Here is a 16,192-nt window from a genome sequence, read left to right as displayed (position 1 = left end):
CTTTAACCCACTTTTTATAAAAATGACAAAAAAATTGCATTTTCTGCTCATCAAATCATCTCAAGAAGTATGGCAAAATCAATGGTATTCAACGTTATAAATGCCTTGATTGTCAGCGCAATTTTGTTGCATCTATGCGACTTAACTCAGAAGATATTTGGTTTAAATATTCCTCTAAAAAGCAAACCTATCAAGAACTTGCCGAGGAGTTTGGTTGCTCCGTTCGTACTATCCAACGCCATATTCAAAAAGCGCGAAAAGCAGAGCCTAAACCGCTACCTGCCGTGGTTAATATCATTATGGATACGACACATTTTAAACGTCGATTTGCTGTACTTATCCTGATGGATTCCCTCTCTAAACAGCCCATTTATTCTCGTTTTATTCCGGCTGGAAAAAACATTTATTATGTTGAAGCGATTGATGAACTCATTAAAAAAGGCATTAAAATTCAATCTATTACTTGTGATGGTCGTCGAGGTTTATTGAATGCTTATCCTCAAATACCCACACAAATGTGCCATTTTCATCAAATTGGAAGAGCGATTTTCTATTTGACGAAAAAGCCTAAATCAGAAGCGGGTCAAGCCTTATTGAAGCTCAGTTACCACTTAAAATTACATACAAAAGAAACGTTTCGTGAGGCATTAAAGCAGTGGCTGAAGGCTTACAACGAGTTCTTTAACGAACGCTCCGATGTCAATCCCAAACGCTTTAAACATCGCACGTTACGAAGCGCATATTGGAGTTTAAAACGGAATATGGAATATCTCTTTATTTACCAAGAATATGCTACATTAAACATACCAAGGACAACGAATCGTTTAGAGTCATTTTTTAAGGAAATGAAGAGTAAATTATCTGCTCACGCAGGACTTTCAGATAGCAATAAGATGATGTTTTTAAAAGATTTTATCCATCGACATTGTTAATAAAAAAGCCATAGCAGACTCAAAAATGTCTACTATGGCCGGTTGAGTAGGAAAATAGACTCAATTTTGTCTACTATGCCCAAATTTTTCGTGAAATCTCACCGCTTGTCCATCTTTTGTTGTATGTGATTTGCCTAATGGATTTCGGAGAAATCGTTCGACAAGCGGTCAGATTCCGGCTCTAATTTGCAAAAAAATAACCCACAGACGAGAATCTGTGGGTTATTCCGTATAGGATTATTTACATTCCTCTTTTTCAACCATCGGTTGAATCGCTTTATTGATCATATTGGTGACCTGCTGTTTGTTTTGCGCGGTGAATACTTTACCTCCGGTTGCTTTAGCGACGCAGTTGGCGGCTTTCATATTGCCGATATCCACAACATTAATTTTAAGTTTCGGCTTGCTTTTCGCTAATTGATTTGCAAGCGAACAGACGTTGCGTTTACCGTTTTCACAGCTGTCTTCACCATCGCTTATCAACAAAATAAAGGCATCGCGTGATTTACCGTCCACCATCGCCGCTGCTTTTTCCAGTCCGTTATAAAGTGCGGTACCGGCATTTTGGCTTTCGGTGTCCGGATTCATTGAGCGGATTTTTTGTTTTAGCGCGCTACGCTGATTCGGACCGTAGAAACCATGACTTGTACTCGGGCAATACGTTAAGCTCACTAAGCCGATATCGATATTCTTGTCGATTTTATTGATGATTTCCGCGGCGGAGCTTCTGGCTACGGTTAAGCGTCGCGGCTCACGTCTCATATAGTCTAACTCTGCTTGGGTCACGCCAATGGTATCCCATCTTTTATTGAATTCATCAATAGACTGCTTGCTTTCCGATAACGATAACAACATCGATGATGAGTTATCATATACGATCACCATCTGCGGTCTTTTTTCCGGGGTGATGGTTTTTGTACATTGTAAGTTTTTAGGCGGAGGTGGTGGCTCAACCTTTTTCGGTTCTTCCTGTTTTTTCACTACCGGTTCCGGTTCTTTTTCCTCGACCTTCGGCACTTCTACTTTAGGTGGCTCTTCTGCTTTAGGCTGTTCTTCCACTTTCGGTGGTGTTTCTACCTTTGGCGGTTCTTCTACTTTTTTTGGCTCTTCTACTTTTTTCGGTTCTTCTTTTTGAACGATTGGCGGTGGATCGATAGGTTCTGCCGGTTTTGGTTTCAGTAAAAACCACCAAAGCAGAAAACCTAACAATAGCAGTAGTAAAGGTAATAACCAAAGGCACCAAGGGTGTCTTTTCCAAAACGGTAAAGGTGGCGGGATAACCGGTGGTGGCGGTGGCGCGATGGTTTTACCTAGTCCCCAGCCGACAATAACCGGCTCATTGTTGACAAGATAAATCTCTTTAGTTGTTTGTCTTGTCGCGGCAATCAATTCTTCAATGTGCGCCGCTTTTTCCGGAGTAATGTTGTGGCGTGTTTTGAGTTGAGCGACAAGATTTTGAATAGAGATCAATTTGTTTTCGATGTTGTTTAACAAATTTGCATCTTGCTGTTCTGCATTTAAGCGGATCGGTTGCCCTTCAAGGGGAGAGTACCACTCTACAACATCGCCTTTGATCACCGGTTCTGCAAATAGTTTGACCGTACTCGGTGGAAGATGCTGTTCTAAAAAGCGGCGAACATCCGTGAATTGGTTAAATAGCTCAATTGCGGGGGTATGTTCCGATGTTAATTGAATTCTGGCTAGTCGTTGCATAATGTAATTCACACAAAAAATTCACAAGCTGAGCGGTTGCTCAGCTTGGAATAGAAATTAAAGACCCATAACTTTTTGAAGAGCAATTAATTTATCCTGCAATTTTTTCAATTCCGCTTGTTTTGCTGCTTCTGAAGCACTCGAGTTATTCACAGATGCCATCTGTTTTTGCACCTCGTTGATTTGATTGAGTAAATCCTCTTTTCCGGCGGCTTTCTGTTTTAAATTGGCAGTTAAGGTATTCACCGATTTATTTAGTTTGGCAAGCTGCTGCTTTTTCTTCGCGGTAGACGCGTTGACGGAACGTTGTTGCTCCTGAATCAAGCTATAAATGTTATTTAACTCTTTATTGGTTGCTTTTTCTGCCGCGAGTGTTTGTTCTTTCTGTTCAATGCGTTGATCATAATGACCGCCTAAATCGCAAGACATTTTGCCGATTAAGCTGAGTTCTTTGGATGGATCACATTGTTCGGCAGTGGTGCTACAAGCGGTCAGAAATAGCCCGAAAATTGCAAAAAGTGCTGTAAATTTAACTCTGTTTTTCATTGGATTTATCCTAGTCTGATGGCATTACGACGTTCTGAAGCCCGATTCACCAATGTTTCGAGGCTTGAGATTTGTTTGTTTAAGCTGGCAATTTCAGCATCCAATTGCTTGGTATTGTTACCTTCGCGGCGTTCTTGGGTCGAAGCCTGCATAAACATCTCTTTTTTCTCTTTCATATTCGCTAGGCGTTCGTTTAAGGCTTTAATATTCGCATCTGCCTGCGCTAACTGTTTTTTCGCTTGAGCTTGATCTAACGTTTTATTTTTGATCTGTTTGTCTAAATTCGCTAAATTTTTGCTGTCTTGGTCAAGAACGGTTTTGGCATTGCTGATTAAGGTTCTTGCCGCTTTATTACTGGCTTGTACATCTAAAATTTCAGCCTGTAAACGCTGTTCTTTATTGGCATATTGGGTGCGTTTTTGTTCATAGTAATAGTTTGCTCCGGCGGCAAGACCACAGCCTACCGCTGCACCGCCTATGGTTGCGGCTGCCGTTGTACCGCCTTCGGCACCGGATAATGCCGCTGTTCCACCACCGACAACTGCGCCTAACAATCCGCCGACAATACAAGATTGTACACCCGAGGAACTAAAGAAACTGGCTGATTCATCCTGAGTTAAACGCGGATCCGCGCTTGTGCCGCCAAATAAGCTACTACCACCTTGGCATCCGGCGACAACAATGGAGGCTGATAAAGTCAGCGCTAAAGAAAGAGATTTACGAAATGACATACTGTTTTCTCCTATAAAAACGGGTGATGATTAATTATTGAGTACAGGCATTTAACCAATTGTTTCGTTCAACTTTTCCATTATTATAGTAAGTTGAAAGATGATTCCAATATAAATTGATGTATTTATCAACGTTATTTTTTTGCTGATTTTTTAATTTATCAATCGTATGCGCAACCTGCTTTTCAACATGTTCTTTATTATAAGTATTGGCGGTTTCAACTACAGAGTCAGCATAATATTTTAGAACAAAATCCCGTTCGGCTTGGCTGAGCTGAGTTCGCTCGGTCCAACTATCGCAACTTTCTAATTTAGCGGCGCAAGCGTATTCTTGTCTGTCTTTATTATCTAAAAATTGGTTATGGATATTTTGAATATCGGTACACAAAAAAGCGCCTAATTGCAGTGCGGAGCGGATGGCATGATCGCGCTGTTCGTCTTTTTGTTGATTTGACGCCCGCAATGCGTCTTCCAGCTCTTTCAGTTTATTTTTTAGCTCTTGATTTTCAACACTTTCGGCAAGTTTACCCAGATTATTTACTAATTCTTGGTCTTCTTTGCTGTCTTTACCAAGCTGTTGCCATTCTTCCGAAATGGCTTTCATTCGGTTTGAAGAGGTGATTAAGGTTGAAACAAACGCAATGCGGAAGCCGGTATCCTTAGCTTTAAACGGTTGTCCGGATTCGGTGTAATAAGGTTGTTCGGTACGAAATGCGCTCGAGATCTGTTCTTCACTGGTTAAGTAGCTACCGCCACGAACGGTAATGCCGCCGCTTAAACCGTGGTAACGATCCAGCTTGTTCGCTTTGAAGGCATCAAAAGTCATCTCATTTGCGTTGCCTAACATATCAAATAAACCTAACGGGTTGCTGCCATCAAGCTGACCGGTAAGCTGTAATTTACCATTGGCGTTTTTACTCGACCAAACCGCTTTTGTCATATTTCCTTCCGGCATCGGAAAGACTTTTTCACGAAATTCGGATTCAGAGACGGAAGCTCCGCCGCGGGTGGCATATTCCCATTCGGTATTGGTCGGTAAACGGACGAAGCCGGCTTTGTTGTCTTCTTTCGGCAGTACATTCGGGTGATTTTTTAATAACCACTCGCTGTATTTATTTGAAAAGGCAACCGCATCAAACCAGCTGATATCCGTGACAGGAAAGCGGGCTTTCATTTCTGCCTTTGGGCAAGTTTCATTCATTACCGCTTGATATTGAAGCTGGCTCACTTCGTATTTTCCCATTAAGAAATAACGTTCCCCGCCTTGTTCGGTAAAGCTGCCTGCGATGTAATTCGGGGTGGCGTATTCGGCAAATTTTTGTTCACCAGCTTCACTGCCCAGCACAATGGATTTATCTTCCAAGGGTAATCGTGTACCTGTTTTTACCACACGGAAAACCATCGCACCGTCACAAGGCATCGGTAAAATGACATCATTGTCCAATTCTTTCGGGTTGTAGAACCTTTTGTCCCACGTTTCCGCCATGCCGACTTGAGCCGCAGATAGGAATAAGAAAGAAGTCAGAGCCGAATAGTAAAACTTATGCCTCACGCAATACCTCCGCAGGTTGAATTTTTATAATTTGCATACTACCAATGATTGCCACAATACAAGCGGTCAGATTAGTGAAAAAAAATGCAATAATAAAATGTTTTGTCAATAATGTGCTGATGTACTGGTCTGACAAGTTGTGGCTAAATACATTATTTAATATCGCACTACTTATAAAATATAAGCCGAAAGAAGCTAAACAAGCCAGCGACGCTAAGATCAACGATTGAATTATTAAATATAAACGCAGCTCTTGGTGTTGAAAACCGAATAAGTTCATTAATGAAATATCTTTACGTTTTCGGTCAATGTTTGCCAAGAATGAGCCGGATAGCGATAAAATCGCACCGATAATCGAAGTAGCGGAAATCACGTAAAACAGGACGGAAAGGGTGCGGTCGATGGCTTTCACATTTTCAATCGCCTTAACTTGGCTTAACGGCATAATGTTTTGTTTCCGCAATAATTTATCCACGTTTTCCACGCTGTCTAAATCTTTCGCGTAAATACGCGCTTTGGGAAAATTATCGCGTGATCGTACCGCTTGCGGATGACTTTTGGCTTGTTCGATAACGCTATCCGCACCGTCTTTATAATCTTCTATCGCGATTAATAGCGGTAACGAAATAAACGCTTCGGATTTATTGTAATAACGCGCGTCTAAAATTCCTTCAACGGTTAAATCTACTTTAACCTCTTCGGCGACTTGGTTAACTTCACGTTGCACGATTAAGGTGATTTCATCACCGACTTTCGCATTGAGCTGATTCACTGCGGCGGCAGATTCGGACAATATAATACCGTCGGATTTCAGCGGCATCGTTGCCGGAATCAGCGGATCGCCCGTTTTGGTCGGTTTAAGTGTTAGACTGTCTAACCCCTTTCTGCTCATTTTATTTCTGACTTTGATTTCCATGCTGGCGGAGCGGGTAAGCGGAATCACGAAAGCGATATTTGGATCTTTTTCCATGCGTTCAAACCAAGTGTTGTCCAAATCTTGTCCTAAGCCTTGGATGGCAACTTCTAAATTGGTCGGGTCTTTTAAAAGATCTTCTTGTAACTTAGAGATAATCCCGAACTTCAAGCTAAAGAGCAGTAGTAGCGGTGAAATAACGGCAATTAAGGCTGAAACAATAAAAAAAGAGACTTTTTTATCGTTAATCAGATCTTTAATCACTAATTTAGACAATAAGGTGAAACGCATAGTTACTCCTGAAAAACCGCTTGATTATCGGACACTTTTCCGTGAATAAAACGAATGCCTTTTTCAGAAAGGAGATCCCAATCGTGACTGACAATTAACGCTGAAATATTATTTTTCTTGACTAAATCAATAATAATATCGAACAGCTTGTTAGCATTATTGGGATCTAAGGCTGCGGTCGGTTCGTCTGCAAGTAAAATAGACGGGTGGTGTGCTAACGAGCGAATAAAAGAGATGCGTTGGCGCTCTCCGATTGAAAGCTGTTTGGGATAATGATGAAGTAACTGACCGACTTGTAATTGTGAGATTAAATAATCGAGCCACTGCCGGTCTGCTGCTTTGCCTAGCATTTGGCAAGGCAGGGCAATATTTTCTTGCACCGTTAAAAACGGCAATAAGCCGCCGGATTGCAACATAAAGCCAAAATATTCTGCTCTAAGCTTTGCTAATTTGTTTTGCTGTTGGTGATGAATATCTTCGGCAATTTGTTCTGTGTGCTCTGCATTACCGAGTTGGTATGATGACAATCGGTGCGGTTTTAAAATCAGTCCGATCATTTCCAATAGGGTGCTTTTGCCACAACCGCTACTGCCGCATAGCGCAACGACTTCACCGTCGTTGAGAGATAATGAAGGTAATACGATATTAAACGGATTTTCCGCAGATCCTCGTCGAATGGCTAGTTCTTTAATTTCTAACATCGTTTTCCCCTTTTAGATATGAATGTAACAAGCGGTCGGATAATCGAAAAAATTTGCAAAAAAATCTCGGTTTCCGACCGCTTGTAAGCGATTATGGTAATGCTTCTAACGGCACCGGATAAACATAATCTTTCGGATCGCTGCCTTCGGCAAGCGGAATCCAGCGGCTCACATCGCTGTTAAATGCGCGATAATGATTTAACTTACTGCTTAAATCACGCATGAATTTTTCTTGCTGCTGAGCACCCATGCTTTTCCACGTGTCTTCATCAATGCCGGTAACTTGACTGCGGTATGGAATTCCGTCCAAATATTCTCCCAATAATCCTAACTCGGCAATTTTGGTTGAGGTACCTTGCTTGATTTTATTCGGATCTTGCCCCATTGCCGCAGCGACGGAGCGTAGTTGCTTAAACATATCTTCGGATGAAATTAAGCCGCTGGTTGCCGCTTGTAGAATATTTTTAACTACTTCGTGCAACTCATTCAGTTGAGCTTTGGTCATTAAGACTCTGACTTCAGCCGTTGGCGTATCTTGTTTGATGAAGTCTTTGTCGCTGATCCACGCTTTAAATACCGGTGGTGCCGTTTGCCCGCTCGTTCTGCCAAGATAGGCTAAACGCATTGCATTACCGAGTAATTTTGCGTCTTCTTCAATCTGATTGTTCGGTTTCGCTTCTTCTTTTTTCTCTTCTTTGGCTCCTAAGGAGCTTCCCGCGGCCATTTCCCCTTTATAAGCCAGTTTTACTTGGGAAATAAGTGCATCGGCTAGGGTACTTGCTTTATCGCCGAACTCTTTCACATCGCCGGCATTTACAGGGTAATAAAGAGATTTGTTTAAGTAATTATTGAAAGCCAGATCGTTATATTGGGTCGACGCTTGTTCGTGATTATTTTTTCCGGACGGCGTTTTAAGGTGGAGAGTATAAAGGGCAACACCTTTATGCTGTGCTTCTAAACGGATCTGTTTGGCGTCCATTTTAGTCGTTGAAATCGGATTATTTCCGTCAATCGCACCGGCATCTGTCACTAGCACAATATAACGCCCGCCGAAGTTATTCCAATTGATTTCGTTTAATGCCTGTTGTACGCCGGCATAAGCATCTTCGCTAAATTCTTTACTGGAGACACGCGCTTGTTTTAAGGAGGCGACTTTATCCATAAAGTCTTTGCTATCTTTTACTTTGTTCGGATCAACATACATTTTTGACGTATATTCTAAGCCGGGTACTGCTTCCGTGCTGGAGCGGAAAGCGACTAAACCGAATTTCACCTGCTCTTGAAGATTTTCCTTCTCGACTTTTTCGTAGAGTTTTTTGACAACTTCACGGGTTTGATTAATGTAAGGATCCATAGAAATGGTTGAGTCGATCACAAATACAACGGCAGCTTTAAAACCAGTCACTTCACCGGCATTATTGGCAGGGGTATTGTTATTTGTGGTTGTAGTACCGGCGACGGCACTATTTTCTTTTTTAGAGACAGAAGCCACTTCAAGAATACGTTCGTAGAAACCGTCGTTATTCATGATTTCTTCTCCTTGCAAAATCGGTAGCAAGTAGAAGTTTTTCTGGAAATCGACGAATTCTTTCGGCTCTTGTGCCACAATCTCAGGAACATTGTTGTTTTGATCTAAACTGGCTCGGATCGCTTTAATTTCGTCCGCCTTTTTGCTCGAGGAAATCACATTTTCCAATGCTGCTTTATCTTTGAAAAAGAGTAGGCGATCACGATTTGACGGGTTTGTGAAGGTCAGCGTCATCTGAATGTTCCACGCAACGGTACATTCCGCATCAAGCCAGCCGACGGTTTTGCCGAATTCATCGGGTCCAACGTGTAACCATTCTTTGTTATTTACTGTTTGACGGGCATAAATATAGTAACGGGAGAATGCGGGGATCGCTTTCCCTTCTGATTTGCCTGCCGTGTCGGATAAATGGCAAGTTGGCGTACTCAGTACACGTTGGAATAACGTTTGCTTTCCTTCCTGTTTTAGCGGTTGGTTTGCTAACAGCGATGAGCTAAATAGTGAGGTGCAGCATAACAGCGCTAGGGTTGATAATTTTAACTTCATTACTTTTTCAATTCCTCTACACGTTTTTTCGCTTCTTCATTATTCGGATCCGTCGATAGACCTGTTTCGTACCAGTATAATGCCGTTTCTTTATCTAAGTTAAAGCAACCGTCACCTTTTGAGAAGGCGGCATCATACTCTTTGGCATAAGCAAAGGCGATTTCCGCATTACCCGTACCGCCTTTATTAGCATAAAGACGTTGTGCAATACTACAAGCTTTGGTGGTTTTCGCTTTGTTGATAACATCAAGTATCTGTTTTGTATCCGGATTGGTTTTTAAACAAGCCTGAATAAAGGCGAGTTCATCTTCTCCCGCTTTTATTTCGCAGGCGGACACTTGAGGAGGCGGAGTTTCTTCAGTTTTTTTACCTAGAAAAAACCATGCTGCGACAGCACCTGCAATGAGTAGCGCTAATAACAAAATCCATATCAGTGGACTTTTCTTTTTTTCCTGAGGTTCATTTATCGGGCGTTCAACGTCAATGAGCTGTGTTATCGGTTCGGGTTCGGTAATCGGTTCCGGTTCTATTATCGGTTCAGGTACCGGCTCGGAGAGTAGAATCGGATCAGGTTCAACCTCTGGAACGACTTCTGGTGTTGGCTCTTGCTCGACAATATTACGAACGTCTTCTTCGCGAGATGAATCACCGCCTGCCGAAGATGCTAGGATATTCCCGATAAAGCGAATTACACCGCGGTCGGTAACTTCTCCGCTTTTCGCCCAAAGTAAGTATTGGGCATTACCGACTTGTTGTACCAATGGATCGATAAACTGTTTACCGATAACTCCTTGTAATACTTCACCGGTATTCGTTAAAGACAACCTGTGCCATACGGGTTCACTTTGCCATAAGTTGTTTTCAGCGAAATAGTTGCTATCTTGATTACGTTGAATCGCAATTTCGATATTATTGTTGTCGCCTTTCCAGCGTTTGATTTCAACATAGGCATAGCCCGGTTTGTATTCTTTAAATTCAACAATAATCACTATAAACTCCTTATTATTTAATTTTAGCTGTAGTGAATTGGCGAAGAATTTCACCCAGTTTGGCATTTTGTGTTGCATCAATTTCACGCCCTGCACTGTGACCGGCATTTTGTACGCAGGTTTCACCCAGTGCAACAAACCAATCATATATATAGCTGTCAGTAAAGGCATGAGTTTGATTGCTTAATTTTGGCAACCCGTTTAGCTCTTCCACTTTTCTGACTTCAAAAATAGCTAATCCGGCATTTTGTGGATGACGGCTGGCAGGGCGTTGTGTAACCGGCATATTAATAAAGCCTAACCATGCTAGGAAATCTGAGATTTGGGTATGTACGGTAAACACTTGGCTTTCTGCGAGTTGATCACGCTTATAACCTGCACTTTCATTTTTGGTGATCGCATCGCTTAAACGTTGTTGGAGTTTCAAGCGGGTAGCGGCAGTGATAATTTCACTGATTAAGTTATCTAAGCCCTCTCTATTTTCGGCGGAGAACTGGAAGAAACGCATCGTATGCTCATCAGAGGTAAAACCGCGCATATGTTCTACCCAAGCTTTAAAGACCGCTTGAGCAAAGCGGGATTTTGATTCTGTGGTTACGGTTTCTTTTTTCTCTGCAATAACATCAGTAACCGGGGGCTCCCCGAAAAGATCAAAACTGCTGCTATCATCAAAGTTCATACCAAAACCTGTGGAACTGAGATTGTTATCTGGCAGTTTTTCGTTCTCTTCATCCAAATCGGCAGAGTGGTAGAGCGAGAAAATCGTATCTTGCGGAAGTTGTAACAGGCGTAGAATCTCACCAAGTACAATTTTACGCGGACCTAAAATATTATTTACGATAGTTTTTGCCAATGTCTGCTTCTTATTAACTTCTTCTTCACCATCGCTTTGATACCAAGATTCAAAACGTTGCGAAACTGCAGTAATTGCTTGATTGAGTTGCTCAATAATGCGTTTCTGTTTTATTTCCGGTGAAGATATCGTTTCAAGATAGTCACTGATACTTTTCATTCCACCATCATTTAGCTTCAACATAGCGTCCCATTTCATTTCAGGATCAGCAATATGCTTACGAATTTCTGGATCTTCGCTAAAAGTACGTTTCATCAAATCGAGCTGTTGTCGCTCGTTTTCGTTTACGCTGACTTCGTTATTCCCTTCCACATTTAAGAATGGTACTTTAAAGCCCGGTTTGCGGACTAGGAACATATTATTAAACGGTTTATTACCATTCCAGTTTTTAAACCATTCGTAATGTCCGAAACGTTCTAATATAGTCTGTTTTAATAAACCATCACTCCCCCAACTGATTCTTAAATTTTCTTCTGTGGTGGTGAGTTTATCTTGGATTCGAATATCAAATTTGGTTACCGCCCATAATAAGCCTGGTTTTCGTTCGCTTCGGATTTCCGGGGTTTCCCCTTGGCTTTTATCAATCCAACGTTCAAGTACCGGACCTACATCATTTACTTCGATTTGTGAATTGCTCGGTGTACACATAATCAAAATATTCATTTCTTGGCTATCGGTGTAGCGTTCAAAAAGATAGGCGACTTTACCGCGCAGAATTAGCTGAGAAACAGGATTATCCGAGGTAATTTGGGTAATATTCAAACGTCCGCGATAACCCGGAAAATCAAGTAAATCAATATGTTCTACGGCAGGGACGCGGGTTTGGTTCATTAACGGAAAAATCAATTCAGCAGTTAAGATGGTTAATTCCGAGAGTGAAATAATTACCGGCTCACCGATTTCCCCTTCCGATAACTGCGGACGCACTTGAATCTGTTCATCACGGCTTGTGCCTAAGCGCTCAACCATATCCACATTCATAATACTGTCGGCTTTCGAAATACCGCCACCTTCGTTCTTTTTGACAACGGCAGAAAGTGGGGCATAAACGACAGACGGATGTTTTAAGGTCGCAAGAGTTTTCGCGAATTTGATATAAATATCATTAAATTCGTTAAATTCTCCCCATAAGATAGAGAATAAGGTTGCTCGGTCTTCAATCGCCAATTTAGGTGCTAAAACAGTCGCTTTTGCCCAATAATTTGCATTGAGGGTAGAGAGTGATTTACCAAAATTGTCCATCGCATAATCTTGCAAATCGACTACGCTCTCTTCAGTTAAACCGCCTGTGTAGTTTGGGGCAACTTTTCCTGATACCTTTTTTAAAATCTCATTCACTTTTTGTTGATCGCACGCATAATCCAGTTTCTCTTTATCAAAGTCATTGAAAAAAGAATTGATCAGAATTTTTGCGATCTCAATTTCATTAAAAATTTGTAACTTAAGTGGGTAGCCGGGTACATTGCTTGCTGCCGCATTACGGCTGAAACGGGTAACAAGCCCTGTTGCTTCTTTACCGCCACCCTCAGGGTTAATATGTTCGACAAAATCGAGTGTTTTACCGTCAAAAATCGTTTGTAATTTGCCTTGATTATCAGCAGCCAATGCTGAGATTAGATACGATTTTCCCGCTTGTGATAAACCAAAAAAACCGGCAGTAACAGGATGACCGGAAGATGTACCTAAGCGTTTTGCCGTATTGCGTAAACGACGTAATTCTAACGTCAAACGATCTGCCTCATTATCTAAACGCTGACTTTGTGAACGGGTATCTGAAACCCATTTAATTGCATTTTTTGCCCCATCGAAAACCTGATTCCACGAGGTTGTTAATTGCTCTGCATTACTCATCTTTTGACACTTCCACTATCAAGCCAATATTGTGAATCGTTTAAACCAGCATCGAGCATGGTGTTTAATTGAAGTTTCACTTCGTGTTTACGGACATTTTTACCGCCACCGCCCGGGTTTTCCGCGCTGACTCGGTCTATTTCTAATGCTTCGTTATTGTATTTACTCGCTTTTTTCGATGTTTTTAGCGAGATTTTCAATACAGTTCCTTCGCTGGCTAAGCGTTCCCGCAGCTCAGGGCTTTCAATGCTTAACACATAAAGCGGAGATGCCGCCCAGCGCTCGACATTCAATTGTCGGAAGCCCAAACGTGTTTTGCCACGAACTTCAAACTCGTGATCGGGGAATTCGTAATCCTCATCATCCAGGTTTACATCTTTATAATATACGTCGCTGTCTTGAATATTATTGTTATTATTTAATAACCCGATATATTTCACCGTTGAATATGCTTTTAATGCCATTGATCTAAAATAGAAGTTCGGGATTCTTGAATTTTTACTTAAGAAACAGAGCATTGCTCCTACCGCTGCGGTGGTTTTCGGATCGTCAATCCTACCTTGTTTGTGGAATGGATACCAACTTCCCGTTTTATAATGATGTAGCGGTAAAATACGCCCAACCGGTAATGGCAGGCGTGATTTGAAATAACTTTGAACGCCCGGTAAACGTGACGGTCTGCCAGTGAGCAGTAGCACATCGCATTGATAGCTATTGACGATTTCGCACAAGGATTCAAAAATCTTACAAATATCGTAATGACCTCGAATAAAGAGTTGATGAATTTGTGCCAAATTTACTTTTATCGGTAACTCAAGAATATTAAAATCGCACCCTAACTCTTTAGAGATCGGTTGATTAATATAATTTAAAACGCTTTCTGTCGGTGCATCCGCTTCACTTAATAGGCTACTGAAAGTTGCTCCGGCTAAACTATTTTCACCGGAGAATGCATCATATTCTTCGTACGCTTTTAGAATACGCAAGCCGATAGGCGTGAAAATCTGTAAGGTCAACTGTTGGCGTAATAATCTGTCTTGTACTTTCAACACTTGGGTGCCGATTAATTTCGATAAAATCGGCTCCGGATCTTTTAAGCCTGCCGCTTTTATGCCATCGGAAAGCGATGTCAAAACAACATCGCGGATCATATCTAATAAAATATCATCACCTGCGACTTTGAAACCGTCGCGGAAACGTTGGGTCGGAATGATATAAGCGTTGCTGCCTGAATTTCGATGTTCACCGTAGTCGAGATGATAGTCGTTGATCACCAAATCGGTTGTACCACCACCGATATCGATAGTTGCGATCGTAATTTTAGTTTTATCGGTTTTATCCGGACGTGATAAAGCAGAGATAAAGGCTTCGGGGCGCCCCGCATAATTATTTTGCGTTTCGTTAAATAGGTAGACAATCTGACCGCTTGTTGCTTCATCCCACAGAATATTGACTTCAGGCAATACCGGCCAATAGCGTTCACGACCTTCTTGTGTATCGATATCAATATCTTCATCGGTTTTATCCCAGCCTAGTCCTTTCCATACCAAACCAATAGCTTCGTACATATTGCCACGAAAAATTTCACGTTCCGGTTTCGGCATCGCAGGTGGTACGGTAAGGATAATTGAACGTAGGAAACGAGGCGTTCTCGAATGTTCCAATTTGGAGCGTTGTGCCGGACTATTAATCTGCACCAGTGCTTGCAACAACACTTCGGATAACATAAAAGTCATCAGCGAACTACGCGAGTAATGCGGTTGGAATACCGGCATTTTACGTTCAAACTCTTCCTCAATATCATCACTCAAACGATACAGCGCCTCACCGTATTCGTTAATTAAACCGGAAAGTGGTTCAGCCGTTGCATAAGGTTCGGTATCGGTTTTAACGTAAGAAATATTAAAGCGCCACCCCTGTTCGTAGCGTTCGGTATCCCATAAATAACGTTTTGGGCTGGATAAACCTGTGGAACCTTCATTACCGACCCGACGACTTGCCAGGCGTCCCGCTTCTTTACCGACCCGAGTCATTGACGGCCATTGAAAGGCATCGCGGCGACCGCTTAATACCGAGAAATGTTCTTTACCGAAGAAAGCTTGAGCAAACTCCACTCGGCTTTCAAAAGGTTCGGTGTAGCAATGTTCCGGACAGGAAAGATCGCGAATTTCTAATTCATAGCGTTTTTTCATTCCATCCTGTTCTTGAGCGTGATCTTCGATCAAAATACCGCAAGTACGTGAATTGCCTACGTCTAACACTAAATCAACCGGAATTGCCTTTTGAATATCGTCACGTTTATTTGAAGCGATTTTTAAAACCGGTAAATTCAATTCTTCACCGAATAATGCCAATAAATTCAGGTAATGCCCTTGATAAATATAATCCCTAATATCTTGTTCCAAATCATCGGGATGAATTTTTAAGCGAGTCGGCTCCGGGGCTAATTCATTAAATAATTCTAAGAGCCACTCATTTACCCATTTAAAATCGAGGAACCAAGCAATATGGTTGGACTGATGAGCAAAGGCGAATGTTGTTCCTGAACGAACATCTTCATCCGTCGGTGCAAGGTAAGCGGTATTTTGGTTACTGTTGAAAATTTTGGTATCAAAGGCAAATGTCACACGGTGAGTATTACCGTCGCTATCAACTTCATCTAATTTAATAATACGCGCTCTTGCCCAGTTATAAGGACCTTCATCATAGCGACCGGCAATATTGCGGAAAACGGGCATGGGTAACCAAATTCCGTCAAATAATTTTAAAGAATCTTCCACGTTAATTTCGTGGTCAATTTTTAACATCATCTTGTTATCATCGGACGGGTCGTAATAGCCTTCCCCATTTTTGCTTAATAGTAAGCGACGTAACGGCCCTTTATTGGCGGAATGGATAAAATTTCCGACATTCTTTTCACGCCATAGTTTATCTTTCCAATCTATTTTTAATGCGAAATCAATAAATTGAATACCGCTATTCATTACTAAGGAAAGCTCTTTGCCATATTGGTGTAAATCTGGAAGCATCTTTTACCTTCTTAAGC

11 protein-coding genes are annotated in these 16,192 nt (G+C 41.7%); 1 reads left to right on the top strand and 10 read right to left on the bottom strand.

Annotated elements, in window-relative coordinates:
- Positions 1–134: 134 nt before the first annotated feature.
- Positions 135–932 carry an HTH domain-containing protein gene (locus ACEYJ7_RS03920; RefSeq protein WP_373777741.1) on the top strand — a complete coding sequence of 266 codons (798 nt, stop codon included), beginning with the start codon at positions 135–137 and terminating at the stop codon, positions 930–932.
- Between the two features lie 237 nt (positions 933–1,169).
- Here the strand turns inward: ACEYJ7_RS03920 and ACEYJ7_RS03915 are convergent, their stop codons facing one another.
- The 10 genes from ACEYJ7_RS03915 to ACEYJ7_RS03870 form a co-directional block, all read right to left on the bottom strand.
- Positions 1,170–2,645, bottom strand: coding sequence for a VWA domain-containing protein (locus tag ACEYJ7_RS03915; RefSeq protein ID WP_373777739.1), 1,476 nt, complete (start codon positions 2,643–2,645; stop codon positions 1,170–1,172).
- A 57-nt stretch (positions 2,646–2,702) separates the two neighbouring features.
- A complete protein-coding gene (locus ACEYJ7_RS03910) occupies positions 2,703–3,191 on the bottom strand; it encodes a hypothetical protein (protein ID WP_373777737.1) in 489 nt (162 codons plus the stop codon).
- 5 nt (positions 3,192–3,196) lie between these two features.
- Entirely contained in the window at positions 3,197–3,922 is a 726-nt protein-coding gene (locus ACEYJ7_RS03905) for a hypothetical protein (protein WP_373777735.1), read from the bottom strand.
- A gap of 34 nt (positions 3,923–3,956) precedes the next feature.
- A complete protein-coding gene (locus tag ACEYJ7_RS03900) occupies positions 3,957–5,474 on the bottom strand; it encodes a formylglycine-generating enzyme family protein (protein WP_373777734.1) in 1,518 nt (505 codons plus the stop codon).
- Positions 5,464–6,678: an ABC transporter permease gene (locus ACEYJ7_RS03895; RefSeq protein ID WP_373777733.1), complete on the bottom strand. Its 1,215-nt coding sequence runs from the start codon at positions 6,676–6,678 to the stop codon at positions 5,464–5,466. The genes ACEYJ7_RS03900 and ACEYJ7_RS03895 overlap by 11 nt, the downstream gene beginning before the upstream one ends.
- A 2-nt stretch (positions 6,679–6,680) precedes the next feature.
- Positions 6,681–7,379, bottom strand: a complete 699-nt coding sequence (locus ACEYJ7_RS03890; RefSeq protein WP_373777732.1) for an ABC transporter ATP-binding protein — start codon at positions 7,377–7,379, stop codon at positions 6,681–6,683.
- Between the two features lie 91 nt (positions 7,380–7,470).
- Positions 7,471–9,453 (bottom strand): vWA domain-containing protein, encoded by a 1,983-nt coding sequence (locus ACEYJ7_RS03885; protein WP_373777731.1) that lies wholly within the window; start codon positions 9,451–9,453, stop codon positions 7,471–7,473.
- Entirely contained in the window at positions 9,453–10,442 is a 990-nt protein-coding gene (locus ACEYJ7_RS03880; protein WP_373777730.1) for a hypothetical protein, read from the bottom strand. Before ACEYJ7_RS03880 ends, ACEYJ7_RS03885 begins: the two co-directional genes overlap by 1 nt.
- Positions 10,443–10,455: 13 nt before the next feature.
- Positions 10,456–13,146: a putative virulence factor gene (locus ACEYJ7_RS03875; RefSeq protein WP_373777729.1), complete on the bottom strand. Its 2,691-nt coding sequence runs from the start codon at positions 13,144–13,146 to the stop codon at positions 10,456–10,458.
- The gene (locus ACEYJ7_RS03870; RefSeq protein ID WP_373777728.1) at positions 13,143–16,175 is read right to left on the bottom strand and encodes a virulence factor SrfB; all 3,033 of its coding nucleotides are present in this window, start codon (positions 16,173–16,175) and stop codon (positions 13,143–13,145) included. The genes ACEYJ7_RS03875 and ACEYJ7_RS03870 overlap by 4 nt, the downstream gene beginning before the upstream one ends.
- Positions 16,176–16,192 lie beyond the last annotated feature (17 nt).

Source organism: Glaesserella sp., assembly GCF_041814905.1.
In the GTDB taxonomy this organism is placed as follows: domain Bacteria; phylum Pseudomonadota; class Gammaproteobacteria; order Enterobacterales; family Pasteurellaceae; genus Glaesserella.
The sequence above is the reverse complement of the archived record's forward strand: the minus strand, read 5'-3'. Positions and strand labels throughout refer to the sequence as shown.